Raw genomic sequence first — 24553 nt, forward strand, 5'->3', positions numbered from 1 at the left:
TTGTGCGTTCTCGTAATGGAAAATGCCGGGAGGGAAACAAATGGGTGCGACCGTGAAGCAGCTGTCAGGCTCGTCAACTGGTGCCGAAATCAACCAGGCGCTCGAAGAAGATGGCGTCGTCATCGTGAAAGACTTTTTCTCCGGGGACCTGATCAAAGCGCTCAACGAGCAGCTTGAACCCTTTGTTGCGGCCAGCCGTCCGCGTGTTCAGAACAATATGTATGACGACTTCCTCGGCGGCTACACCGTACGTCTTCATGGTATTGCGGCCAAAGCCGACAGTTTCGCGCCCGTGCTCACGGATGTGCGGATTCTGGAGGTCATGGACCAGCAGCTTAAACCGAACTGCACGGATTATCGTCTCAGCGCAGCCGAGCTGATCGAGATCCGTGGTGGAGAGACGGCCCAGCCGATTCACCGGGATGACGATTCCTGGCCACGAGCGGCTCAAAGCGCCGCGCCGCTCGTAATCAATGTGATGATCGCACTCAGCGATTACACGGCGGAAAACGGTGCGACGGTGGTCGTGCCTGGCAGCCATAAATGGGACATTGACCGCGAGCCCCAGCCGGAGGAAATCACACAGGCGGTAATGTCGCCGGGCTCGGTGGCGATCTTTACCGGTCAGACCCTCCATGGCGGCGGGAAGAATGTCAGTGGCGTGCCACGGCGCGGGCTGTCCGTCTCTTATTGCCATGGCTGGCTGGTACCGGTCGAGAACAGCTTTCTGGGTGTTCCTCTGGAAAGAATCCGTCAGTTGCCGGAACGTGCGCAAAGCCTGCTTGGCTACGACATCTATGACGGCACCAGCCGGGGTGGCGGCGTCATAAACATGTATGAAGTCGGCAGCCCAAGAGCGATCCTGGACCAGTAGGAATGGCCGGATCTCCCGAAATCGGAACGGCGGACTATGTGATCGTCGGGGCTGGCTCGGCAGGCTGTGTTCTGGCGAACCGCCTGTCGGCTTGCGGCAATCACGATGTGGCCTTGCTGGAATATGGCGGCTCTGACATGGGGCCGTTCATTCAGATGCCGGCTGCATTGTCGTATCCCATGAACATGAAGCGGTACGACTGGGGGTATCGCAGCCAGCCGGAACCGCATATCGGCGGACGAAGACTGGCGGCACCGCGCGGGAAAGTTCTGGGCGGTTCATCCTCGATCAACGGGCTGGTCTATATCCGCGGAAATTCCAAGGACTTCGATGCCTGGGAGGCTCAGGGCGCGGCGGGGTGGAGCGGGAAACATGTCGCCCCGTATTTCCGGCGGCTCGAAAACGTCGAGGGCGCCGATCCGGCCATTCGCGGCACCGAAGGCCCTCTGCACATCACGGTCCCGAAACAGCAACACCCGCTTGACCAGGCCTTCATGAATGCGGCTCAGGAAGCTGGCTTCAACAGGACCGCGGACTGTAATGGTCTGCATCAGGACGGCTTTGGTCCGATGGATCAGACCATCTGGAGAGGCCGGCGCTGGTCCGCCGCAAATGCCTATCTGAAGCCTGCCCGGAATCGGGAGAATCTTAAACTCTACCACGGGCTCGCCTGCCGGGTCCTCTGGAAGGGCAACAAGGCAATCGGCGTCGAACTGGTCTGCAAGGGAGAGCGCCGTGTGCTCCTCGCACGCAAGGAAGTCGTCCTCAGCGCGTCGGTATTTAATTCGGCAAAACTACTCATGCTCTCAGGCATCGGCCCGCAGGACGAACTCAATGCGCATGGCATCGACATGGTCTGCGAGCGTTCCGGTGTGGGCCAGAACTTGCAGGATCATCTGGAAATCTATCTCCAGTCCCGTTGCACCCGGCCCATCACGCTGCGCCGCTACATGAACCCGGTCAGCAAAGGCCTCGCTAGCCTGCAATGGTTGCTGACAAAAACCGGCATCGGGGCTAGCAACCATTTCGAGACGGCTGGTTTTGTCCGGCTGGACGACAAGGCGGATTATCCCGACGCACAGTATCATTTCCTGCCTGCAGCGATCCGCTATGATGGCAGCCAGCCTGTGCAGGCTCATGGGTTCCAGGCCCATATCGGACCGGGGCGCACGGCGGCGAGAGGGGCTGTCCGGCTGGCGTCAGCAGACCCGCTGGCCGCCCCGTCCATCCAGTTCAATTACATGTCCAGTGATGCTGACTGGAAAGCCTTCCGCGCCAGCGTCCGCCTGACGCGGGAGATCTTCTCTCAGCCAGCCCTTAAAGCCTTCAATGGCGGGGAAATTACCCCGGGCCTTGATTGCATGAGCGATGACGACATTGATGCCTTCGTCGCGCGGGAAGTTGAGAGCGCCTACCACCCATGCGGTACTTGCCGGATGGGCAGCCCGGATGACCCGGCTGCCGTGGTTGACCCGGAATGCCGGGTGATCGGTGTGGAAGGCCTTCGGGTGGTGGATTCCTCCGTGTTCCCCAATATCACCAATGGCAATATCAATGCCCCGACCCTGATGCTGGCGGAGAAGGCTGCCGACCATATTCTGGGGCGTGAGATTCTGCCGGCGGATGCAGGCTGATGAACGCGGCTACCGGGAGAGGCGCGCTGCAGCACTCCGGCCCGGCCCGGGCTGAGGTGCTCGCGGCGATCCTGATCGGTGGCCTCGGCGTCACGCAGGTCGTTGCGATGCCGCTACTGGCGAGCCTGATTGCGGAGGCTTATGGGGCCGCGGAGATCAATTCAGGCCTGGTCGGGCTTGCCAATCTGCTCGGCACGGCGGCCGGGTCCTTGTGTGTCACGATATGGCTGAAACGTCTGCCGTTCCGGCTGACGTCCATATCCGCAGCCTTTCTGGCATGTCTGACACAGCTGGGTGTGGCCCTGGTGCCGGACTTCAACAGCGCCGTTCTGATGGAAGCACTTGCCGGTGTTGGCGCGGGCATCCTGCTTGCACTGTCCGCGGCCATTGTCGGCGCATCGAAGAATGCAGACCGCGGCTTTGCCTTCATCCTGACCCTGCAGGCCTTGATTGCCGTCATTGTCCTGCTGGCTATTCCCGCGCTCGGCGGGGCGTCTGCGCTCCTGCCTGTCGGTCTGTTCCTGGCGGCGGTTCAGCTGCTGCTCGTGCCGGCGAGTCTGGCGTTGCGGCAAAGTCCGTTCACGGTCGCACCGGAGGTGCGGACGGTCACAGAGGCGCCGATGCTCCATCCGGACGCGTTGTTGAAGGCGGCCTCCTATTTCGTCTTTTCAGCCGCAGTGGGGGTGCTTTGGGTCTTCGCGGGTGTGCTGGGGGCGGTAGCCGGACTTTCAGATGGCCCCATTGGACTGGCCCTGGCCGTCGGGAATATTGCGGCAATCGCCGGATCTCTGCTGGCGGCGCTCATCACTTCCCGGTTTGGACGGATCGGGCCCGTGCTGACGGTCTGCCTCACAGTTGCCCTGAGTGTGTTTCTGTTTGCGGATGATATGAGCGTGGCACGCTTCTATGCGGCAAGCGGCCTTTTCCTGTTCGCATGGGGTGGAGGATTACCGTTGATGATGGGGATCGTTTCGGAAGTCGACGCCACGGAACGCGTGACGTCCCTGTTGCCGGTTCTCGCATTTGCCGGCATGGGCATTGGTCCGGCACTGGTCAGCCTGTTTCCCGAAGCCTATGACCTGTTCTTGCGGGTATCTGTCAGCACCCTGTCCCTGACCGTTCTCTCATTCAGCCTGTTCATCATTGCGCACCTGGTCTGGCGCAGGCATCTGCCTCGAAGCTGACCTTTAGCAGCCAGCCCGGCCTTGTCTGACGCCGGGCATACCGGATGGCGTTGAGCAGGAGAACCGGAAACGGCACGCACGGCGCCGTTTCCGGATATTGTTCCAGGTCAGATCAGGTCGGCGAAGGCCTTGGCGATCGTCCCCAGGAATTTCCGGGTGTCTTCCGATTTCACATTGCCGGCATCGTCAAACAGGTTCCACAGATCACCGATATAGGCTTCCGGCTGCTGCAGGACCGGCATGTTCATGAAGACGAGGGACTGGCGCAGATGGTGGTTCGCGCCAAAGCCGCCAATTCCGCCGGGTGAAGCGGTGACAATGGCGGCGGGCTTCCCGGCGAAGGCGGCCTGTCCATAGGGGCGTGATCCGACATCGATGGCGTTTTTCAGGGCGCCGGGCATTGAGCGGTTGTATTCCGGTGTCACGAACAGCACGGCGTCGACTTCGCGGATCTGGTTACGGAACCGCGTCCAGGCGGCCGGAGGTGTCTCTGTTTCCAAGTCCTCATTATACATGGCGAGGTCGCCGATTTCGACGAATTCGAAACGGAGGTTTTCCGGCGCTTCGGCGATGATCGCCTTGGCCAGCTGGCGGGTTTTGGACTCTGCGCGAAGGCTGCCAACAATGACGGCCACTTTCTTTATCGAAGACATGATGAGCTCCTGAATGTTTGGACGTGTGTCTGCTGGCTGAGAGATATGGTCGGCACCCAGCCCCCGGAATGAGAAATGTTTGCCTAGTGGCTATGCGTTTATGTATAGCAGCTGGATGCAATGGGATGATCTTCATACTTTTCTGGAAATCGCGCGTCAGGGCAGCCTGTCGGGCGCTGCGCGGGCGCTCAGACTGACGCAGCCCACGGTCGGCCGCCGTCTGGCCGCCATGGAGGAGACACTCGGGGCGAAACTTCTGCAGCGCACGCCGGGCGGGTTCGTCCTGACGCCGATTGGTGAAAGCGTACTGGCCAATGCCGAGCGCATGGAGCAGGAAGCGCTTGCCGCAGAGCGGCTGATTTTCGGCGGCGACATCAAAATGGAAGGCGATGTCCGTGTCACCACGGTGGATACGCTGGCGACGGCCTTCGTCACGCCTGCGCTGGTTGCCCTGCAAAAAGAGCATCCGGACATCAATGTCGAACTGGCACCGGCGTCTCAGGCGCTGAGCCTGGCGCGGCGGGAAGCGGACATCGCCGTCCGGGTGGTGCCCTTCAATGGCAACCAGATCGTCGCGCGCAAGATTGGCGCGATTGCCCTGAACTTTTTCGCCAGTCCGGACTATCTGGAGCACGCGGACATGTCGGCTCCGCGGCTCATTTCCGTGCTGGACGATCAATCCCATCTGCCGGAAGCGACCTGGATCGAGAAACAGTTCCCAACCGGCACGATCAGGATGCGTTCCAACAGCCGCGAAGTCCTGTTCTGGTCCGCGGTCTCAGGGGGCGGGGTGGCGCTGTTGCCGCGATTCCTGGCCGACCAGGATGACCGGCTTGTGCGGGTCCTGCCGGCCTCGCCCGATCTCAGGCGGGACATCTGGCTTGGCGTACATTCCGACATGCGGCAAACGCCGCGCATACGTGCGACGATGGATGCATTGATCGCGGCATTTGAAGAGAACGCGCATCGGCTCGATCCGGAGGGGCAGGCCGGTCCGGCATCGTAAGGTGTATGGCCCCGTTTCTGTGCGCCTGTCTGCTTCAGGTGCGGGATATACGCTTTTGCATGCCCGTTAAACTGACTTCTTGAGTGGTGGATTGTGCGCGTGTCTCCCATCTTCCCCGAAGCCGGCCGCTTCAGACCGGACCGGAACACGGAGAAAGATCGTGAGCAAAATGCCGGCATTGTTCATTGGCCATGGCAGTCCGATGAATACACTTGAGACCAATCAGTATACCGAAGTCTGGCAGACTCTCGGCCGGGATATTCCAAGACCCAAAGCCATTTTGTGTGTGTCAGCGCACTGGTTTATCGGCAGTACGGCCGTCACGGCGATGCCCGTTCCCCGGACCATTCATGATTTCTACGGCTTCCCGCAGGCCCTGTTCGACTACCAATATCCTGCGGCGGGCGCACCTCAGCTCGCCAGCCGTGTCGCTGAACTGATCAAGCCGGACTGGACCGGCCTTGACCGGGATCAGTGGGGGCTGGACCACGGCACCTGGAGCGTGCTTGCCCATATGTTCCCGGATGCGGACATCCCGGTTGTTCAGTTGTCGATCAACTCTATGCAGCCATTGGAATATCATATCCGGCTAGGTCGCGCGCTGGCGCCTCTGCGCGAGGAGGGCGTCCTCATCCTCGGCAGCGGCAATGTGGTTCACAATCTCCGTCTTTTGCAACCGGCCAAGCCGGAGTCCGGGGAAGCTTGGGCTGTGTCGTTCGATCAGGCCGTGATCGACCAGATGGCAGCAGACCCGGACGGGCTTGGACAGGTGGCAAGCCATCCAGGTTTCTCCCGCGCTGTGCCGACACCGGACCATTTCCTGCCGCTGGCTTACATCGCTGGCATTGCTGCCGAAGGCGAAGGCACGGCCGGCGCGTTCCTGCAGACATACACACTCGGATCACTGTCCATGACGTGTTTTGCCGTCGGCATGACGCCGTCCTGAACCGGGTTTGCTTATCCGGATGACTCGGTGCGGATTGTGCCGAGTTTGTCCACCACGCTGCTTCAATAGCTGCGGGCTGGTCCTGGCCAGATCCTGTATGGCTATCCAACCTGATAAGCGCCCATGGCAGTCTCCCCGCCATGACAGACCTCACCGATTTCCTCCCTCATGCCTTTCGCACGATCGCCCGCGCCGTCGCAGAGACCGGCGTGAATGCGGGTCTGTTCAGGCAGCCGGAGATGATTTCGAAGACAGTGAAGCGCCGTGTGTCGGCGGAACTGAAACGGTTGGGAATTCTGCTCCGACGTCTGATATTTCTCATGGCGCTGCAGGTGGAGCTGGCGCCGCTTACGCCGCGCCCGGTGAGCAATTATTTTGAAAAGACAGAAGGCGACCCGAAGCCGCGCAAGGCGTTCTTCTCCGTCCTGCCCGTGCCCGCCACCGAAGCGCCGGACTTCCTGCATGGCCCGATCATTGTGCCGACACGTGCCCCCGTGCCCGCTGCGCCGCTGATCGCGCGCTGGGAAGCGATGCTCGACACGCTGAGATACCGCCAGCGCCGCGCGAGATGCCTCGCCCGCACGATCCAGCGCTGGAAGGCTAACGGTGAAGCCCGGCCCTTCATCGCGCCGATCCCGAAAACCCACACCATGCCCACCGCCTTGGGGATTGTCTCAGGCGGGCTGACCGTGCAGCTGATCGAAGCCCTGAAAGACTGGCCCAGCTTCAACACGAGTTGAACCTCGCCACAATCAGGAACCTTGCCGGAGCGCGGGAGCGTGTCCGGGCGGATGTGCTGGGTCCCGGAGATCTGCGGCGCTAATTCCGGGATGGCAGCTCAAAGGAGGCTTCAATCCAGTTTGACACATTCCACTGTGTCACCCGCCGCACATGCCGGGGCGTTCGGCATGCGCCGGATCAGACAATTGGCCGTCTGCAGCGGACGCAACAATGAACTGTCCTGATCGGCGAGCGGCGCGACAATCGTCTGTCCATCCTGCTGCCGGGAGACGGCGCGCAGATAGGTTTCCCGGAACCCCGCCTTGGACAGACCGGTTTCGAGCGCCGCTTTGAAGACAGTTGCCGGACCCGTAGTGCTCATCATCAGGGGCCGGAGGAAGAGTTGTGCGCAAACAAAGGCGGAGGCCGGATTGCCGGGGAGGCCCAGCACACGCTGCTGGCCCAGCCGCGCAAACCAGGTCGGCTTTCCGGGGCGCACGGCAATGCCGGAGAAGAGGATGTCCGCACCAGCTTCCGTAAAGGCGGCTTTCATATAGTCATAGTCGCCAACGGAGGCGCCGCCCACCGGAAGGATCAGGTCTGCCTCATTTACGGCATCGATCATTGCCCGGATGGCGGCGACGGAATCCCCCGCAATGCCGGGCGTGAGCGCCTCTCCGCCCCAGCTGCGCACAAGCGCGGCGAGCGCGGCGGAATTGGAGTCGATGATCTTGCCCGGCGAAAGCGCGCTGCCAGGGGGCAGCAATTCATCCCCGCCTGGGAGAATGGCGACAAGGGGTCGGCGGCGCACGGTGACAGTCGCATTGTTGCCCGCAGCGGTCAGGCCAAGGTCCGCCGGTGTCAGGCAGATGCCCGCCGGGACGAGCACATCGCCTGCCGAGAAATCCCGCCCTGCCTTGCGGATATGCTGGTGTGCCGATTGCGGAACAGTCACCCGGATATGGTTCCCCGACCGCTCGGCTTCTTCCTGGATCAGGATGTGGTCGGCGCCGTCCGGCAAGGACGCGCCGGTGAAGATGCGCATGGCTTCGCCGGGACCAATCGCATGGGTCGGCAATGTACCTGCCGGAACTTCTCCGGTCACGCGCAGCTGGCTGCCGGTATCTTTCGTATCTGCCAGACGGACGGCGTAGCCGTCCATCGCAGACACATCCGCCGGCGGAGCGGTCGTTCCGGCCAGCACATCGCGCGCCAGGATCCGGCCAAGTGCATCGTTTATGCCGATCGTCTCCTCACCTGCATCCAGGGCATGCGGGGCCAGCGCGCGGCGGGCGTCGTCAACACTGATGAGTCCGCTCACGGGGTTTCCTTGTGATAGTCGCCGGATTTCCCGCCGGTCTTGCTGAGGAGTTCGATGCCGGAAATGACCATCGCCTTGTCCACGGCCTTCAACATATCGTAGAGTGTAAGGCAGGCCGCCGAGACCGCAGTGAGGGCTTCCATCTCCACGCCTGTTTTCCCGGTCGTGCGAACGGTTGCTGTGGCCTCCAGCGCGTCAGGCTCTGCAGGGGTGATCCTGACTTCAACATTGGTCAGCGGCAGCGGATGGCAAAGCGGGATCAGGTCTGCCGTCTTCTTGGCGGCCATGATGCCGGCGAGCTCGGCGATGGCGATCGGGTCGCCTTTCTTTGTCTCCCGGTTGAGGGCCAGCGCCCGGGTTTCGGCGGACATACTGATCTGGCCGCGAGCAACGGCCACCCGCTCGGCTGCCAGCTTGGCCCCGATGTCGACCATCCGGGCATGACCGTCCGGCCCGATATGGGTGAGCTCGCTCATGCTTCATGCTCCATGAGGCGCGGCATCAGCTCCACCAGATTGCAGGGCTTGTGGCGGCTGTCGAGCTGGAAGGAAATGACCTTGTCCCAGCCATCTTTCACGGCACCGGTGGAGCCCGGCAGGCAGAAGATAAAGGTGCCTGAAGCGAGACCGGCCACCGCGCGGGACTGGAGCGTCGACAGGCCGACGCTCTGGAAACTGACCTGATGGAAGATGACGGAGAAGCCCTCGATCGTCTTGTCGAACAGCGGCGTGATGGCTTCCGGTGTCACATCGCGGCCAGTCAGTCCGGTGCCGCCGCTGGAGATCACGACATCGATTTCCGGATCGGCGATCCAGGCAGAGACCTGTGCCCGGATCGCGGCTTTGTCGTCCGGCAGGATTTTACGGTCTGCGAGAATGTGCCCCGTGCTCTCCAGCCGCTGGACGAGGGTTGCGCCCGATGTATCAGTGTCGAGCGTGCGGGTGTCGCTGACGACGAGGACAGCAATCCGCACCGGCTTGAATTCGAGGCTTTCATTGATGCCATGCATTGGGCTCAGCTTCCTTTTGCTTCATTCCATCTTTCGCGGTCGTGGTAGTCTTCTGTTCGCGGTTCAATCCAGTGGACGCCTGATGGCGTGACTTCCTTCTTCCAGAACACTGCTTCGGTCTTGAGGTAGTCCATCAGGAAATCAGCTGCCTCGAACGCGGCGCGGCGATGGACGGAGGCGGCGGCCACAAAAACAATCGCCTCGCCCGGAGACATGTTGCCAATCCGGTGGGTGACCTGAACGGCCGTCAGCGGCCATTGTTCTTTTGCCCGATTTACGGCGTCCCGGATGCCGTTCTCTGTCATGGGAGAATAGGCTTGCAGGTGGAGGGTGCTGACCTCTTCTCCTTTTGCCCGGGGGCGAACGAGGCCGGAGAATGTCACGATGGCACCGGCGCCCGCTGCCTGTGCTTCAAACTCGGCAATGGCATCGGAAATCCGAAAGGGCTGGTCAATCACGCGGATCATGATCACCCACCCCCAACCGGCGGCATGAATGCAATTTCGTCCGTGTCTGAAACCGGCGACGGGTCCGGGACAATTTCATTGTTCACCGCGATCCGGACGCTCGGATGCAGGAGTACGCCGTCAAAGCCCCGGGTCTGGTCGATCCAGGTGCGGAGCGCTGCCGTGTCCGAGATTGAAGCAGGGAGGTCTGCCGTCTCGGACATTTCGCCAAAAATGCTGGACAGTTTTCCGAAATAGAGGATGCGCGCCATCGCTAACCTCCCGTCACGGACATGTGCCGCGGCAGGGTTGGTGCCTGGCCGGGGGAGTGGATCGAGAAGTCATGCTTCTCCGGCTTTGCGAAGAGCGCTGCGTCGAGTGCTTCATCCAGCGCCTTTGCCGGATCGCTGGATTCCCGGAGCGGTGCGCGAAGGTCGATATGGTCGTTCTGGCCGAGGCACATGTAAATCCGCCCGGTGCAAGTGACGCGGACCCGGTTGCATCCGGCGCAGAAATTGTTCGTCAGGGGTGTGATAAATCCGACCCGGCCGCCGGTTTCCCGGATGCGGAAATAGCGCGACGGGCCTGCCAGCGGATCCCGCTCCGTTTCCTGCGCCAGGGTCCAGCGCTGCTCAAGCTGCTGCTGGATCATGTCGAGCGGAACATACTGGTCGAACCGGTCTTCTCCGGTGTCTCCAAGCGGCATGACTTCGATCAGGGAGATGTCGTGTCCTTCGCCATGGGCCCAGGCGATGATGTCCGGGATTTCATCCATGTTCTGGTGTTTGAGCGCGACCGTATTGATCTTCACTTTCAAGCCTGCCGCTTTGGCCGCAGCGATGCCCTCCAGAACCTGATCCAGTTGGTCCCGGCGTGTAATGTCGACAAACCGCGCCGGATCCAGCGTATCGAGTGAGACATTCACCTTGCGCACGCCGGCCCTGGCGAGACCGTCTGCATATTGTGAAAGGTGTGTGGCATTGGTCGTCAGGGTGAGTTCTTCGAGACCTTGGCCCAGTTGAGCGCCGAGCTGGCTGAACAGGCTCATGATGCCTTTTCTGACAAGCGGTTCGCCGCCTGTAATCCGGACCTTCCGGACCCCGCGCCGGATGAAAGCCTGTGTCACGAATTCCAGTTCTTCAAGTGTCAGAAGCTCTTTCTTCGGGAGAAAAGTCATGGCTTCGGCCATGCAGTATTTGCAGCGCAGGTCGCACCGGTCTGTGACCGATAGCCGGAGATAGGTGACCTGACGGCCAAACTTGTCGAGCAGTGGGGGAGGGGAGGTCGAGGTCATCGGGCTAGGTCGTCCTCCACACTTTGTAAAGCAGCCGGACGGCCACGATCAGAATAAGAACGGCCGTTCCCTGACGAAGGTGATCCGGCTGCATTTTCAGAACACCAAAGCGGTTGCCGAGCCAGCCGCCGATCAGGACTGCGGGAAGAAGCGGCAGGTAAGGCTTGGCCATTTGCAGCGTTCCGACGCTGCTGAGCTTGGCGGCCTGTCCGGCGAGCCCGGACATGGAGTTCAGCAGGATAAACAGGCTGCAGGCAGCTGCGATGGCTTTCTCATGGCTCCACCGGATCCAGTAAAGGACGGGGGCGAGAAAGATGCCGCCGCCGATCCCGACGAGTCCGGCCAGGAAGCCTGTTGCCGCGCCCACTGGCATCAGAACGAGGGCGCGGGAAGTGACAGGCGTATCCGCCGGGCGTTTCCAGCGGCGCTGGAACAGCATGGACAGTCCCGTCAGGAGGAGTGTGACTCCGAGCAGGGCGGAGAACACAAATTCACTGACCGGCACACGCCCGCCAAGCCAGGCAAGTGGGACCGACAAGGCGAGCGCCGGCAGGAGCGCCCGCCAGTCGAGATTACCTGTCATCGCGTACCGGATTGTATTTCCGGTCACGACGAGGATGTTACAGGCAAGTGCAATGATCGGGACAATCCGGAAGTCCGCACCAGACAGGATCAGAACGGCATTATATGTCGAGCCGCCACCGAAGCCGACGCTGGCATAGAGGGCTGCTGTTACAAAGAAGAGGAGAGGGAGGATATAGACCAAGGCGTGCATTCCTATGCGGGCTGTGCGCTGGCAGCGCGGGCCAGGTCTTCAATTGTGTCAATGTCGATGGCTTCGTCTTCGGGAATGGAAACCGTTTCGGTGATACTCAGCGAATTGAAAACTTTTTTTGCTCCGGCATCACCACTTATGTTCGAGAGCGGATCAAAAGTACGGGCCGAGAATATGGCAGGCGGACATAACACGTCTCCCATACTGGACATGACGGCATCTGTCTCCGGTGCCATGGCCCTGTGAAGGGCGGACAAATGCGCTTCGGAGACAAAAGGCATGTCTGCCAGAAGGATGAGGACACGTTCGACCCCGGGGATTGCGCGTATGGCGGCAATGCCGGCCTTCAGGCTGGTTGATTGCCCCGCAGCGCTGTCTGGATTTTCTTCGGTCTGCCAGCCTGTGGTCTGAAGCAGGTGCCGCCGTCCCTCCTGACCGGGACTGACAACGGCAATCCGTGCTGCGACCGGGGTGTCCTGAAGCAGGCTCGCCGGATGGCTGAGGACGGCTCGCCCGTCAAGGTCGGCCAGAAGTTTATCTCCATTGGAAAAGCGCGCTGATTGCCCAGCAGCGAGGAGGAGGACTGCCGTCTGCGCAAATGGATTGTGCTGCGCGTCCCTGTAGGCCGCAATGATTTCAGCAAGTGCGGAAACGGCGAGCATTGAGGCGTCCCGCATGGAGGGAACAAGACCGATGGGGCCGCGCACACGGTCTATCCGGATGGCGGGGAGGCCCTCCTCTGCGAGGCGCGCCCGCCGGCGTTCCTGGGTCCTTCGGCTGCCGACCGCCCCGACATAGAAAGCCTTTCCGGAAAGCGCCTGTTTCAGCAGGGCTGCCTCCCAGTCCGGATCGTGGAACATCAGGATGAAGGCCGTCCATGGGTCGTCGGTGAGCCCCGGCAGACTGTCCGGCGATTGCAAGGCTGCGGCATCCATGAACCCGTCCCGCCTGGCCTCTTCAATGTCTTCGCCATCGCGCAATTGAAGCGAGAGCCCGTAACCGCTTGCCCGGACAAGGCGCGCGAGTGCCAGGGCATCTGCGCCGCGCCCGGCGATCCGGATGCGGAGCTTTGGTGTGTAGCAGAAGGGGGCGTCCAGACCAGGCAGGGAGAGATAAGCCCACTGGCGTGCGACCAGGGCATCGTGGCAACGGCGAATCTCCGTCGCGTCTGCATCCGGCAGGATTATCATGTCGATTGCGCCGCCACAGGGCAGTGGCATGTCGATGAAAGGCGACCCGGTGCCATAGCGGAGCGACCGGGGCTTGCCGTCTTCGATGGATTGCCGGGCCTGCAGGACGACATCTGCGTCCACGCAGCCGCCGGAAATATAGCCGCACTTCTGGCCCGATGCCGACACGGCCATCAGCGCGCCCGGTGCCCGGACGCTGCCGCCTTCCGTCGATGCGACCATGACAAGTGCAACCGGCCCTTCCTGCCGCCATGCAAGCCACTGGCCCAGCACATCCTGCGGATGTTCGGCATAGAGGGGAGCGGATCCGGACATGAGAGGCATTATAAACGGTCATTTATAATGCGACAGCCCTATTTCCCTTTTGTGAACTGCCCGATTTGTTCAAGTAGCGCTTTATTGTGCGCGTCTGACCGCTGGCAGAGCTGGCGGTATACGTCCCGCAATTTCTGGCCCGTCTCGGATAGCCGGGAGCCGCCGCCGTCCGTACCGCCCTGGCTGGAAAGGACGAGGGGCGTATCAAAGTCCCGGTTCATTTCCTCGACCAGTTTGCGCGCCCGCGGATAGGACATGCCCAGCTGACTGGCGGCTTTGTTGAGTGAACCGAGTTCTGCAATCGCGTCGAGCAGGGCAGCCTTGCCCGGGCCGAAGCGCCCGCCGCCGGGCAGGTTGATCCGGATGCTGAGACCGGGTTTGTCCTTTGCCCTCATCGCCTCACCCCCGGGGATTCCATGGCCAGCCCCTCCGCCCGTTTTGCGAGGTAGAGTTCCACCGCCATATAAGTCGCCGACCCGTAGTCCAGGGGCTCTGCGCGAATGCCGGAATCGCAATCGCGTAGGCGTCGGTGAAGCGATCCGAAGGTCTGCCATTCCATGCGGTATGCCGGGAACGCGTTTCCATGGCCCTGGCTGATCGTGTCGCCGCGCAGTTTCTTGCCCCAATTGTCGTTATGACACTGGCTGCAGGCAAGGTTGAACTGGCCTTTGCGAAGGAAGAAATAGTCTTTACCTGCCTCATAATAGTTTCTGGCCGGACCATCGATATTGACGGATATGGGCACGCCCCGCGCGAGACTTGCAACATAGGCCGTCAGTCCGAGGAGCGCATCGCTTTCATGGTCGAGCGGGGCAAGATCCTGATGACGCTCGCGGCAGGCATTGATGCGTGCTTCGATGTTCATCAGTTTCCCCGTTTCCTCATCCATCACGGGATAGTGCGCCGCGACGCCTGAGAGCGGGCGATTGTCAGCTGCATGGCAGGAAGCGCAGGCAGGCGCGCCGGTCTCCGGGATTTGGTTGAACAAGGTCTCGCCCTTGTCCACCCACAGGAAGCCCGGATTGGCGAAATCATCGTCCTGCAGAGCCTGCGTCTCAGGTTGGAGGAATGTGTAGCCGGATTGGATAGCCTCTGGAGGAATCTGGCTCTGCTGCGCATACTCCCCACTCTGTCCGCCACAGGCCGATAGAAGAAGCGCGAGGGCGACAAGCCGCCTCATGACACAGTCAGCAACCGTTCTTCGCTCCAGCGCTCACCATGCTGGTCTGTCCAGCTGAATTCGATCATGGCCGTGCGGGTCGCGCGGGCGTGGAAGGTCAGGAAGGGATTGGCTGCGATGCCCGGAAAGAACTCGCCCTCGAAGATGATGTTGCCATCATAGGTGCAGCGGAACTGCTTGATGATGTTCCGCGGGATTGTTTCACCCTTGGAGTCACGGCGGTAGCCCGTTTCCATGGGATGCTGGATCATCGCCTTCAGTTCGATGATTTCACCGGCGGTGGCCGTGTCGGGCGCGGATATGCGGATCATGTCGGCGCGCCTCCCTCAGCCGATGATGCACGCTGCGAGCGTGACATAGGTGCTGCCCGTGCCGGACCAGAGCGTGCCATCGCTCATCTCGGCCACGACGCGGAGGGTCTGTGTCCCCGCCATCCGGACACGGGTGGAGATGTCGGCGCGGCCGGCGTGCGGACCCAACTGGAACCGGGCGATGGTTGCGATGGGATTTCGCGGAGACAGGATGACGATCTGCTTCACATAATCGTCTTCGCTCATGGGGCTGGTGACGGTGACCCCCACAGGCACCGAATTGCCATTCTCCGCAATCGGCGGAAGGGTGACGGTAACCCGGCCTTCATTGATGGGGCGGTCGCCGAAAAGCTCGCGGATGGCCTGATCTGCATCTTCCGGAGTGGCAAAGGCGGCTGGAGCAAGAAAAGAGCCCACAGCCACGGCGGCTGTCGACGCCAGAATGGCACGGCGCGTCAGGAGCTGCCTTGTCTGTTTCTTATGGCCTGTCTGCATCAGTCTGTCTGCGTTTCCAAAAAGGCGACCAGGTCTTCAACTTCCTGAGCGTTAAGGGCGGGTGCGCCTTTGTACGCCTCGCCGACCTGACGAAGCCCGTCTGTCCGGTAGTAGGATGGCATCACAGTGTCTGGCCAAATGGTTTGGGCGTCAATAATGCGATACCGGATCTGGCCTGCATCCAGACGGTCGCCGATACCGGTCAGGGGCGGCCCGACATTGCCCTGAAACTCAGCGTCGAGGCTGGCCAGCTGATGGCAGAGGAGGCAATGCCCGCTGTCTCGCGACGTGAAAACCTGCTGCCCGCGCTGCGCATCACCTTGCCGGCCCTCAAGCGGGGCTGGAACGGCGTCTCCCACAATTGTTACCGGACTTGCCAGCCGGTCATTCGAGGCCTGGTTGCACGCAGACGGGACAAGGAGGCACAGCAAGGCGGCTGCAGCGGCCGGTTTCATCCAAATGTCTGCCCGGTAATTGTGTGGAACCAGGTCCTCGCCTGCAGTGCTTCATTATGTCGGATGATGTCTTCAGCCATCAGCGGGCTGAGGCCACCCGACCCGGGAACTGATTGCAGCGTGCCGTCGGCATTCGTGTAGACACCCGTAATCGAAACGGCCGTGTCGTCCGAGAGATAGGAATAGCAGGTATTGGTCAGGGTCGTCGGTTCAGGCGCCTGGCCCGAGAGGATCGCCGTGATCTGCAAGGCGCAAAGTTTGGCCTGCAGATTGGCCGAGAAGGCTGATTTCGGCATGGGGGAAGCAATTGTCGCGTCGCCGATGACGTGAATGTCAGGCTGGAGCGTCGAACTGAAAGACAAGGGATCGATCGGGCACCAGCCTGTCATGTCGGCCACACCGGCCTTGTGGGCAATCGCACCGGCCTGCTGGGGCGGAATGACATTGGCCACGTCGGCGCGAATGTCTTCAAACTCTGTCGACAGAATGCCTGATGCCGGCGCGACCGATACGACACGGCCGAATTCATTGGCGCCGTATCGTTCTATTACGTCCGGATAGAGATCACTCCATGCCTGTTCAAACAGGGGTTGTTTCGAGAACTTGTCCTGCGCGTCCAGAATCAGAAGGCGTGATTTCGGCTTGTGCGTTTTCAGATAGTGGGCGATCAGGCTGGCGCGCTCATAAGGGCCCGGCGGGCAGCGGAACGGGGCAGGCGGAACTGAGATAACGACAAGGCCGCCATCTTCCATAGCCTCAAGCTGCTTACGAAGCAGCACGGTCTGAGGACCGGCCTTCCACGCGTGAGGCATCAGATCGGCAGCGGCCTTGTCATACCCTTCGATGGCGCCCCAGCGAAAATCGATTCCCGGTGACAGGACGAGTTTGTCGTAAGGAAGGGTGTCTCCGGATTTTACCGAAACTGTCCGGGCCACAGGATCGACATCGACGGCCGCGTCAGGAACGATGTCTATGCCTTCGGCTTTCAGCGCATCATAGCCGAAGCGTTGCTTTGAAAGGTCACGCATGCCGGCAATCACCAGATTGCTGAAGGGGCAGGCATAATAATCCGCGTTCGGCTCTATCAGCGTGACGGACGCAGATGGCATGGCGCGTTTCAGGAAGCGTGCTGCCGTGGCGCCGCCAAAGCCGCCTCCGATAACGACAAGGCGGGCACGGACTTGTGCGGCGGCCGGAAAAGGCAAAGCCGCAAAGGCGGTTACTCCGGAGAGCGACAGCAGGAGATCGCGTCTGTTGAGAAAAGCGTCCGTCATTCCGTAACCGACTCCGCAAGATAGGTGCTGATCGCGTCAATATCTGCTTCGGTATAGCCACGCATCATGCGATGCATGACGCTGCCGCCGTCAACATCAGACTTGTAGTGCAGAAGGGACAGGCGGATCTGGTCTGACGTTCGTCCTTCAAGGCTGGCAATCGCGCCGCCCTGCGGCCCGTGACATCCGGAGCAGGAGAGCGCAAGGATGGCTGGCGCGCTGAGATCGGCAACCTCACCGGAGGCGTCTTCAGTCTGCGTTCCGGCCGGCGCCGACTCACAGGCGCTGACGAGAAGCGTGAACAAAGCGAACGCGGTCAGCTTTACTGACGGCTTGAGCATCTCTATCTCAGTGCCTGGTCCTTGAGGGGCAACTGCCGGATACGCTTGCCGGTCGCAGCAAAGATTGCATTTAGCACGGCCGGCGGTGCAGCGGCGATTGTGGGTTCGCCCACACCGCCCCAGAAGCCGCCGGATGGCATGACCAGGGTTTCAACGTCCGGCATTTCGGCAATCCGCATCGAATTGTAGGTATTGAAATTCTTCTGCTGTGCCTCGCCTTCTTCGAAGGTGATTTCCTCGTGCAGCATCGCTGAAAGACCGTAGACGAACGAGCCGAAGACCTGTGCTTCGATCTGCTGCGGGTTCACAGCGTAGCCGGGGTCAGTGGCGGCGACGATGCGGTGCATCTTCAAGGCGCCATCGTCATCGACAGTCACTTCCGCACAGGCCGCAGTATAGCTGCCGAAGGAGTAGAAGCCACAGAGCCCGCGGGACAATCCGTCATCGGCGCCCCATCCGGACTTGTCAGCCACCGCTTGCAGGACGGCCGCCATTTTCGGGCTGTCCTTGAGGTGCGCCAGCCTGAACTCCAATGGATCGCGGCCTGCAGCATACGCCAGCTCGTCCATGAAGCATTCCAGATAGATGGCATTCTGGTTGGCGTTCACACCGCGCCAGAAACCCGGCCGGACAGGCGGGTTTCGCATTGCATGATCCACCAGCAGCGACGGAAAAGTGTACTTGATCGTCTGGTCTTCGACGCGGGGATCGACGCCAGAGGGCAGCAGCCCCTGGAACACGACGATGTCCATGCCGTCCACCAGAGCCTGAGGCATGATGCCTGCCAGGATGGACTGGCCAGAGATCCGGATTTTCAGGCCAAGGAGATTGCCGTCCGCATCCAGTGCGCCCTGGCAACGAGCTTTGGTGGTCGGATGGTAGAAGCCTTGCTCCATGTCTTCTTCACGGGACCAGAGCAATTTGATCGGAGTCCCCGGCATCTGCTTTGCGATTTTAACGGTTTGCGAGATGTAATCCGTGGCGCCTTTGCGCCCAAAACCGCCACCGAGCAGCTGTTTATAGACTTCGCATTGCTGGATCGGCAGATCTGCGGCTTCCGATGTAGCGGCCAGTGCGGCTTCGCCATTCTGGGTCGGGCACCAGACCTCACACTTGTCTGCCGTCCACAGCGCGATGGCGTTCATGGGTTCCATGCAGGCATGGTTCTGGTGGGGGGCATTGTAACGCGCTTCGATGACCTGCGCGGCCCCTTCAAAAGCCGCGTCGACATCGCCGACCTTGTTGCCCACAAAGGCTTCGTTGGCCGTCAGCCCCTCAATGAGGTCTGCCTCGAAGGCAGAGCTTGAGAAGTTGGAGCCTTCGCCAGCTTCCCATTCGATGGGCAACGCATCGAGCGCCGTCTTTGCCTGCCACCAATAGTCGGCCACTACGGCCACGGCGGTGTCATCGACCTTCACCACCGCTTTCACGCCGGGCATTGAGCTGACAGCCTCTGCATCGAATGATTTCAGCGTTCCGCCGCGTTTCGGTGCCGCTTTGACGGCAGCGTTCAGCATGCCGTCCATCTTCATGTCAGTGGTGTAGAGCTGTTTCCCGGTGACTTTGTCGACCGTGTCCAGCCGTTTAACCGGCTTGCCGATCAGCTCCCATTCGGAAGGATCTTTCAGCGTGACAGCCTCCGGCGCCGGCAGTTTCGCAGCATCTGCGACAACTTCGCCGAATCGCAGGGTCTTGCCGGTCGGGTCATGGGTGATGATGCTTTTGGCGGCAGAACATTCTTCGGCGGGCACACCCCAGCGGTTGGCGGCGGCCTGAATGAGCATCATGCGTGCAGCTGCACCGCCTTCGCGTACATAGTCCTGGCTGGTGCGGATCCCGCGGCTGCCGCCTGTCAGGAAGTCGCCCCAAACCCGGTCACGCGCAAGATTCTCGCCCGGGGTCGGGTATTCGGTCTTCACATAGTCCCAGTTGCATTCCAGCTCCTCGGCGACCAGCTGAGCCAAGCCGGTCAGAGTGCCCTGACCCATTTCCGAGCGGGCGATACGGATCGTGACCACATCGTCGGTGCCGATATGGACCCATGCGTTCACTTCCGGTGGTGGCGGGCCGGCGTCCGCCGGGGCGTCTTTATCGCCCGGAGCGCAAGCTGAGAGAATACCGATTGTCAGTCCGGTGGCGCCTGTGCCGACGATAAATCCGCGGCGGGAGATGCCTGCTATAGAAGTCATGTTTCGAATCCTCCTCAGGCTTTCTTCGTTTTGGCCAGGTGAATGCCCTTGCGGACGCGTGTGAATGTCCCGCACCGGCAGATATTGGTGATGGCTGCGTCGATGTCTTCGTCTGTGGCGTCCGGGTTTTCGTTCAGCAGGCCCGCAGCCGCCATGATCATGCCGGGCTGGCAATACCCGCATTGCGGTACATCAAGTTCGACCCAGGCTTGCTGGACCGGATGGCTCCCATCTTCGGAGAGGCCTTCGATTGTCGTGATTTCTTCTTCTCCGGAGAGTGCGCCCACGGGATAGACGCAGGACCGGACGGCCTGGCCATCGATATGGATGGTGCAGGCGCCGCACTCAGCGATTCCGCAGCCATATTTGGTTCCGGTCAGGCCAAGTTGCTCCCGCAGGACCCAGAGCAGCGGGGTCGACTCGTCAACATCCACCGTCATTACCTGTCCGTTGATCTTGAGAGTAGCCATTTCTTGCTCCGACTTCCTGACACTGTTCCCTTGGGTGAAGACTAAGCCAATCGTTCCGGCATTGCACTCCCTGGCGGCCCAAAATTTTTTATATCTGGTCTCACGGGCCCTCACGTCTCCGTTTCTGAACGGAAGTTGAGTGGCTTGTGCCGCGAGGACACCTCTTGGACCGCAGCCTGGAATAGTAAAAGGATATGACCTCCTGACCATCGCAAATCGGCATTGGTTCAGCAGGAGGGACAAAATGGACAAGAAAAACTACGTCGAAGGCAAATCGATCATCGTTACGGGTGCGGCTGGCGGGTTCGGGAAGCTGGTGAGTGCCAAGGCTGCGGCTCTCGGTGCGAAGGTCACCTGTGCTGATATTGACGAAGCAGCTTTAGAGAAAAGCGTCGTGGACATACGCGACGCAGGCGGAATTGCGCAGGCAGTTCCTGCTGACGTCACCAGCATTGAGCAGATGAACGCATTGGCAGGCGCCGCTACAAGCGCCTATGGGCGGGTCGATGTCATGCTGAACAATGCCGGCATCATGCCGCTTGCTCTCTATGCTGACCATCAGGCCGCGCTTGAAAAATGGAATCGTTGTATCGACATCAATTTCAAAGGTGTGCTCAACGGTATTGTCTGTGTCTTCGATCAGATGATGGCGCAGGGAGAGGGGCACGTCATCAATGTCTCGTCCATCTACGGCAATTTTCCGACCTATGGCGCAGCTGTCTATGGGGCGACCAAATCTGCCGTGAACTTCCTGTCGGAATCCCTGAGGGTTGAAGCGCGGGGCAAGATCAAGGTGACGATCGTGAAGCCGACCGGCGTGCCGGGGACAGGGCTCGGTGCCGGTGTTGTCAATCCCGCCGCCGTGATCGGTATCGTTGGCCAGAATGCCGGTGAATATGTGGAACTTATCGGACAGTACCGGGACGGAGCTCTGGACGCTTCCAACGTGGATCCCGAACAGATGAATTATGTCGTGCTGGATCCTGAATTTATCGCCGACCAGATCATCCATGCAATCAATCAGCCCAAAGGCGTTTCCATCGGGGACATCACCGTGAGGGCATCAGGCGATCACTATGTCCTCTGAGCGAGGCTCAGATCCTGCGCTCCTGTGTTCCGTCGCGAAAAGAGCCGGGCGTCTGACCGGCCCAGCGTTTGAACGCGCGTGTAAAAGCGCTTTGTTCTGAAAAGCCGGTCAGGAAAGCCACTTCGGCGATGGAATAGCGTGTGTCGGACAGGAATTTTTCCGCCATCTGCCGGCGGGCCTCGTCGACCAGTGCCTGAAATGTGTAACCCTGTTCGGACAAGCGGCGCTGCAGGGTTCGGGCACTCATGCCAAGGGATAAGGCGATGTCGGCGAGGGTGGGGATACCTTCGCTGAGCATGTTGGCGATCTGAAGGACGACCCGGCGGTCAAGCGCGCTTTCTGTCGGTTCTTCGACAAGTGTTTCTTCAATATGGGATGTCAGGAACTTCCAGATGCTTTCATCCCCGACGGCATTTGGCTGATCCAGCCGCTCTTCAGGCAGGATGATTGCGTCAATGTCTGCGCCAAAGGTGACCGGACAGCGGAAATAGGCCTCCAGGGCCGCAAGAGATCCCGCGGGTTCGGCGTGACGAAACTGGATGGCCTGGGGCTTGTTTTCCGGAAAAGTCGTTTCGCGGCACATCGCGACATAGGTTCCCAGTGTTCCCTCGGTGGAGAGGTGCATGCCCAGCCGTTCGGGCTCCGTCCGCTGGTGGGTCCACATGCAGATCCCGTCTTTCTCGACGAGCCGGAACGTCGCGGTTGTGTTGTACGCGCGCGCATAGCGGTCCATCCGCCGGAAAGACCGGCGCAGGGTCGGCGCAGACTTCCAGGCAAGCCCGACAGCGCCAAAGTCCGCGCAGGTCATGGCAGCCGAAGTTCTCAGGTGAAAGCCGATGTCAGGAGCTTCGGCGGCAGCAATGGTTTCAAGCAGAGTGTAATAGGTGGTGTCACGCACCATCGTGGCCGGATTTGACGCCTCGGCTTCGGTAATGCCTGTACTTGCGAACAAATCCGACCGGTTCAGCGAAGCTGGCGACTGATCGATCATTTTTTTTACAAACATCGCAAGGACGTATGTCATGTTCCCCGATCCCGCACTTGCTGGCCAACTCACCCCGCCTGATCACCAAATACTCCCATAGGGCGTTTTTGGCCTTGCTCAAGCCTTCATGACGTTATTTCGCCAGGCGAGGACCATTCTGTCGCGCTTGAAGTCGCTGTTGTGAGTGTGTGGCTTGATAATAGCCGGACACCAGCATGGCAGCACATGCGAAAACAGTACAGAGAATATGCGGCCTTCTGCGGAGATCAGACCTGCGCAGCCAGTCTGGCCGCCTGATTGATTGCGCGCTTGGCGTCGAGTTCGGCAGCTTCGTATGCCCCGCCGACAAGGGACACATTCTCGGCGGAGCCTTCAAATGCGTCGTACACGTCACGTAGGGGCTCCTGACCGGCACAAAGGATGATTGTATCCACTTCCAGTGTCATCGGCTTCCCATCGACCAGACAATGCAGCCCGGCATCGTCAATGCTTTCATAAGTGACGCCCGGAACCATTTTTACGCCTTTCCGGTTCAGCGTCAGACGGTGGGTCCAACCGGTGGTTTTTCCCAGTCCTTTGCCAACGGCAGTGTCCTTGCGCTGCAACAGCCAGACTTCCCGGGGAGATTCCTCAACCACCGGCTCCACGCCTGTGACGCCGCCTCTCGGGTGGTTCTCGAAATCGATCCCCCACTCTTTGGCAAACTTGTCGATGTCGAGCGCAGACGACTTGCCCACATGGGTGATCAGCTCCGCCACATCGAAGCCAATGCCACCGGCGCCGATGATGGCAACGCGTTTGCCGATCGGCTTGTTGCCGAGAATGGCATCGATATAGCCAACCACGCTCGGATGATCGATGCCTTTGATTCCGGGAGTCCGTGGGGCAATGCCGGTCGCCAGAACGATTTCATCATAAGCGCCGGATTTGAGAAAATCCGCATCCACGCGTTTTCCGAGCTTCGCGTTCACGCCAGTCACCTCGATCTGGCGCTTGAAGTAGCGAAGCGTTTCATAAAACTCTTCTTTTCCCGGAATTCTCTTGGCCAGATTGAACTGGCCTCCAATCTCAGGGGACTGATCGAACAGGTCCACCTTGTGTCCGCGTTCGGCCGCAATTGTGGAATAGGCCAGTCCTGCAGGGCCGGCGCCTACCACAGCGATGCGCTTCGGAGCATTCGTTGGTTTGTAGACAAGCTGTGTCTCATGGCATGCGCGCGGGTTGACGAGACAGCTCACTTCCTGGTTTCCGCCAAAGGTGTGGTCAAGGCAGGCCTGATTGCAGGCGATGCAGGTATTGATTTCGTCTTCGCGGCCTTCAGCGGCCTTTTTCATGAATTGGGAGTCGGCGAGCATCGGTCGGGCCATCGAGACAAGGTCTGCGTCTCCGCGCTCCAGTACGGCCTCCGCGACATCCGGCATGTTGATCCGGTTGCTTGTAATCACCGGAACGGAGACCTGCTTTTTCAGGCGGCCGGTCACGCTGGTGAAGGCCGCGCGTGGGACCATGGTGGCAATGGTGGGCACGGCGGATTCGTGCCAGGTAAAGTGGGTCGAGATGACCGATACGCCGGCCTTTTCCAACTCGTGGGCAAGCTGTACGACTTCTTCCCACGACATGCCCCCCTGCAGCATGTCCATGGCGGCGATGCGGAAGATGATGATGAAGTCCTCACCAACTGCTGCCCGGCTCCGGCGGACAATCTCCAGCGGGAACCGCATGCGGTTTTCGAAGGAGCCGCCCCACCGGTCTGTGCGCAGATTGGTTTTCTCGACAAGGAAGGTTGAGAGCAGATAACCGGCAGAGCCGATAATCTCGACCCCGTCATACCCCGCATCCTGGGCGCACTTTGCGCAATTGGCGAAGTCCGCGATCTGTTTTTCGATTCCGGTTTCATCGAGTTCGTTGGGAACGAACCGGGCGATGCGCGACCTGACCGGGGAGGGAGCGACACATTTGTCATGCGGCGCGAGCGGTCCGGAATGGAGGATCTGCATGCAGATGCGCACGTCCGGGTCTGCTGCGTGAACGGCATCCGTGATGACACGATGTCGGGCGACTTCCTCGGCGTTTGAGAGTTTGGCCCCCAACCCGCCTTCTTCATTCGGGGAAATGCCGCCGGTAATGATCAGGCCAACGCCGCCGCGGGCCCGTTCGGCGAAGAATTCCGCCATGCGGATGTGCCCGTCTTCCTGCTCTTCCAGCCCGGTATGCATTGATCCCATGATCGCCCGGTTCTTGACTGTCACGGCGCCGATCCGGAGTGGCGAAAAGAGGTGAGGGTATTTGGTCGTCGTGCTGGTCATGAAGCTCATCGTGTCTTGTTCGTGCTGTGGGCTCAGTCTTTGGGCAAGTCGGAGCAGAGATAAGGTTACGAAGTATCTGCCCCGGATCACAAG

Annotated in this window: 27 protein-coding genes; 7 read left to right on the forward strand and 20 right to left on the reverse strand. The window is 60.5% G+C overall.

Annotation, left to right across the window (positions count from 1 at the left end):
- The first annotated feature begins 40 nt into the window (after positions 1-40).
- From HJA_RS06345 to HJA_RS06355, 3 genes are read left to right on the forward strand one after another with little or no spacing between them, the layout of a single operon-like run.
- Positions 41-874: a phytanoyl-CoA dioxygenase family protein gene (locus HJA_RS06345; RefSeq protein WP_035579561.1), complete on the forward strand. Its 834-nt coding sequence runs from the start codon at positions 41-43 to the stop codon at positions 872-874.
- 2 nt (positions 875-876) lie between these two features.
- Entirely contained in the window at positions 877-2508 is a 1632-nt protein-coding gene (gene betA, locus HJA_RS06350; RefSeq protein ID WP_051597434.1) for a choline dehydrogenase, read from the forward strand.
- Complete coding sequence (locus tag HJA_RS06355; protein ID WP_035579565.1) at positions 2508-3692, forward strand: MFS transporter; 1185 nt, start codon at positions 2508-2510, stop codon at positions 3690-3692. Before betA ends, HJA_RS06355 begins: the two co-directional genes overlap by 1 nt.
- A gap of 107 nt (positions 3693-3799) precedes the next feature.
- On the opposite strand, the gene HJA_RS06360 is transcribed toward HJA_RS06355, so the two are convergent.
- Complete coding sequence (locus HJA_RS06360; protein ID WP_035579569.1) at positions 3800-4345, reverse strand: NADPH-dependent FMN reductase; 546 nt, start codon at positions 4343-4345, stop codon at positions 3800-3802.
- Positions 4346-4445: 100 nt separating this feature from the next.
- On the opposite strand from HJA_RS06360, the gene HJA_RS06365 reads away from it, so the two are divergent.
- From HJA_RS06365 to HJA_RS06375, 3 genes are all read left to right on the forward strand, one after another.
- Entirely contained in the window at positions 4446-5351 is a 906-nt protein-coding gene (locus tag HJA_RS06365; RefSeq protein WP_081814570.1) for a LysR family transcriptional regulator, read from the forward strand.
- A gap of 169 nt (positions 5352-5520) precedes the next feature.
- Positions 5521-6297 carry a 4,5-DOPA-extradiol-dioxygenase gene (gene ygiD, locus HJA_RS06370; protein ID WP_035579573.1) on the forward strand — a complete coding sequence of 259 codons (777 nt, stop codon included), beginning with the start codon at positions 5521-5523 and terminating at the stop codon, positions 6295-6297.
- A 140-nt stretch (positions 6298-6437) separates the two neighbouring features.
- Entirely contained in the window at positions 6438-7037 is a 600-nt protein-coding gene (locus HJA_RS06375; RefSeq protein ID WP_035579576.1) for a hypothetical protein, read from the forward strand.
- A 110-nt stretch (positions 7038-7147) separates the two neighbouring features.
- On the opposite strand, the gene HJA_RS06380 is transcribed toward HJA_RS06375, so the two are convergent.
- From HJA_RS06380 to HJA_RS06460, 17 genes are read right to left on the reverse strand one after another with little or no spacing between them, the layout of a single operon-like run.
- A complete protein-coding gene (locus HJA_RS06380; protein ID WP_035579579.1) occupies positions 7148-8338 on the reverse strand; it encodes a molybdopterin molybdotransferase MoeA in 1191 nt (396 codons plus the stop codon).
- Positions 8335-8814 carry a cyclic pyranopterin monophosphate synthase MoaC gene (gene moaC, locus HJA_RS06385; protein WP_035579582.1) on the reverse strand — a complete coding sequence of 160 codons (480 nt, stop codon included), beginning with the start codon at positions 8812-8814 and terminating at the stop codon, positions 8335-8337. Before moaC ends, HJA_RS06380 begins: the two co-directional genes overlap by 4 nt.
- Entirely contained in the window at positions 8811-9347 is a 537-nt protein-coding gene (gene moaB / locus HJA_RS06390; RefSeq protein WP_035579585.1) for a molybdenum cofactor biosynthesis protein B, read from the reverse strand. Before moaB ends, moaC begins: the two co-directional genes overlap by 4 nt.
- Before the next feature lie 5 nt (positions 9348-9352).
- A complete protein-coding gene (locus tag HJA_RS06395; RefSeq protein WP_035579588.1) occupies positions 9353-9814 on the reverse strand; it encodes a molybdenum cofactor biosynthesis protein MoaE in 462 nt (153 codons plus the stop codon).
- A gap of 2 nt (positions 9815-9816) precedes the next feature.
- Positions 9817-10065 (reverse strand): MoaD/ThiS family protein, encoded by a 249-nt coding sequence (locus HJA_RS06400; protein WP_035579590.1) that lies wholly within the window; start codon positions 10063-10065, stop codon positions 9817-9819.
- A 2-nt stretch (positions 10066-10067) separates the two neighbouring features.
- Entirely contained in the window at positions 10068-11087 is a 1020-nt protein-coding gene (gene moaA, locus HJA_RS06405) for a GTP 3',8-cyclase MoaA (RefSeq protein ID WP_035579592.1), read from the reverse strand.
- 4 nt (positions 11088-11091) lie between these two features.
- The gene (locus HJA_RS06410) at positions 11092-11862 is read right to left on the reverse strand and encodes a sulfite exporter TauE/SafE family protein (protein ID WP_035579594.1); all 771 of its coding nucleotides are present in this window, start codon (positions 11860-11862) and stop codon (positions 11092-11094) included.
- Positions 11863-11864: 2 nt separating this feature from the next.
- Entirely contained in the window at positions 11865-13367 is a 1503-nt protein-coding gene (locus HJA_RS06415) for an NTP transferase domain-containing protein (RefSeq protein ID WP_035579832.1), read from the reverse strand.
- Positions 13368-13405: 38 nt separating this feature from the next.
- On the reverse strand, positions 13406-13762 hold the full coding sequence (locus HJA_RS06420) for a winged helix-turn-helix domain-containing protein (protein WP_035579596.1): 357 nt from the start codon (positions 13760-13762) through the stop codon (positions 13406-13408).
- Positions 13759-14547: a sulfur oxidation c-type cytochrome SoxA gene (gene soxA, locus HJA_RS06425; RefSeq protein ID WP_035579598.1), complete on the reverse strand. Its 789-nt coding sequence runs from the start codon at positions 14545-14547 to the stop codon at positions 13759-13761. The genes HJA_RS06420 and soxA overlap by 4 nt, the downstream gene beginning before the upstream one ends.
- A complete protein-coding gene (gene soxZ / locus HJA_RS06430) occupies positions 14544-14858 on the reverse strand; it encodes a thiosulfate oxidation carrier complex protein SoxZ (RefSeq protein WP_035579600.1) in 315 nt (104 codons plus the stop codon). The genes soxA and soxZ overlap by 4 nt, the downstream gene beginning before the upstream one ends.
- A 15-nt stretch (positions 14859-14873) precedes the next feature.
- Entirely contained in the window at positions 14874-15353 is a 480-nt protein-coding gene (locus HJA_RS06435; RefSeq protein ID WP_051597435.1) for a thiosulfate oxidation carrier protein SoxY, read from the reverse strand.
- Positions 15353-15808 (reverse strand): sulfur oxidation c-type cytochrome SoxX, encoded by a 456-nt coding sequence (gene soxX, locus HJA_RS06440; protein WP_035579602.1) that lies wholly within the window; start codon positions 15806-15808, stop codon positions 15353-15355. Before soxX ends, HJA_RS06435 begins: the two co-directional genes overlap by 1 nt.
- Complete coding sequence (locus HJA_RS06445) at positions 15805-17082, reverse strand: NAD(P)/FAD-dependent oxidoreductase (protein WP_051597436.1); 1278 nt, start codon at positions 17080-17082, stop codon at positions 15805-15807. The genes soxX and HJA_RS06445 overlap by 4 nt, the downstream gene beginning before the upstream one ends.
- Entirely contained in the window at positions 17079-17423 is a 345-nt protein-coding gene (locus tag HJA_RS06450) for a c-type cytochrome (RefSeq protein WP_051597437.1), read from the reverse strand. Before HJA_RS06450 ends, HJA_RS06445 begins: the two co-directional genes overlap by 4 nt.
- A gap of 2 nt (positions 17424-17425) precedes the next feature.
- Positions 17426-19612 (reverse strand): xanthine dehydrogenase family protein molybdopterin-binding subunit, encoded by a 2187-nt coding sequence (locus HJA_RS06455; RefSeq protein WP_035579604.1) that lies wholly within the window; start codon positions 19610-19612, stop codon positions 17426-17428.
- Positions 19613-19626: 14 nt separating this feature from the next.
- On the reverse strand, positions 19627-20082 hold the full coding sequence (locus tag HJA_RS06460; protein WP_035579606.1) for a (2Fe-2S)-binding protein: 456 nt from the start codon (positions 20080-20082) through the stop codon (positions 19627-19629).
- Between the two features lie 244 nt (positions 20083-20326).
- Here HJA_RS06460 and HJA_RS06465 point away from each other — a divergent pair, with 244 nt between their 5' ends.
- Positions 20327-21169 carry an SDR family oxidoreductase gene (locus HJA_RS06465; protein ID WP_035579608.1) on the forward strand — a complete coding sequence of 281 codons (843 nt, stop codon included), beginning with the start codon at positions 20327-20329 and terminating at the stop codon, positions 21167-21169.
- A gap of 7 nt (positions 21170-21176) precedes the next feature.
- On the opposite strand, the gene HJA_RS06470 is transcribed toward HJA_RS06465, so the two are convergent.
- Positions 21177-22193 (reverse strand): AraC family transcriptional regulator, encoded by a 1017-nt coding sequence (locus HJA_RS06470; protein ID WP_035579610.1) that lies wholly within the window; start codon positions 22191-22193, stop codon positions 21177-21179.
- 227 nt (positions 22194-22420) lie between these two features.
- A complete protein-coding gene (locus tag HJA_RS06475; RefSeq protein ID WP_422119968.1) occupies positions 22421-24469 on the reverse strand; it encodes an NADPH-dependent 2,4-dienoyl-CoA reductase in 2049 nt (682 codons plus the stop codon).
- Positions 24470-24553: the final 84 nt, after the last annotated feature.

It is taken from the genome of Hyphomonas jannaschiana VP2, from assembly GCF_000685215.1.
In the GTDB taxonomy this organism is placed as follows: Bacteria; Pseudomonadota; Alphaproteobacteria; order Caulobacterales; family Hyphomonadaceae; genus Hyphomonas; species Hyphomonas jannaschiana.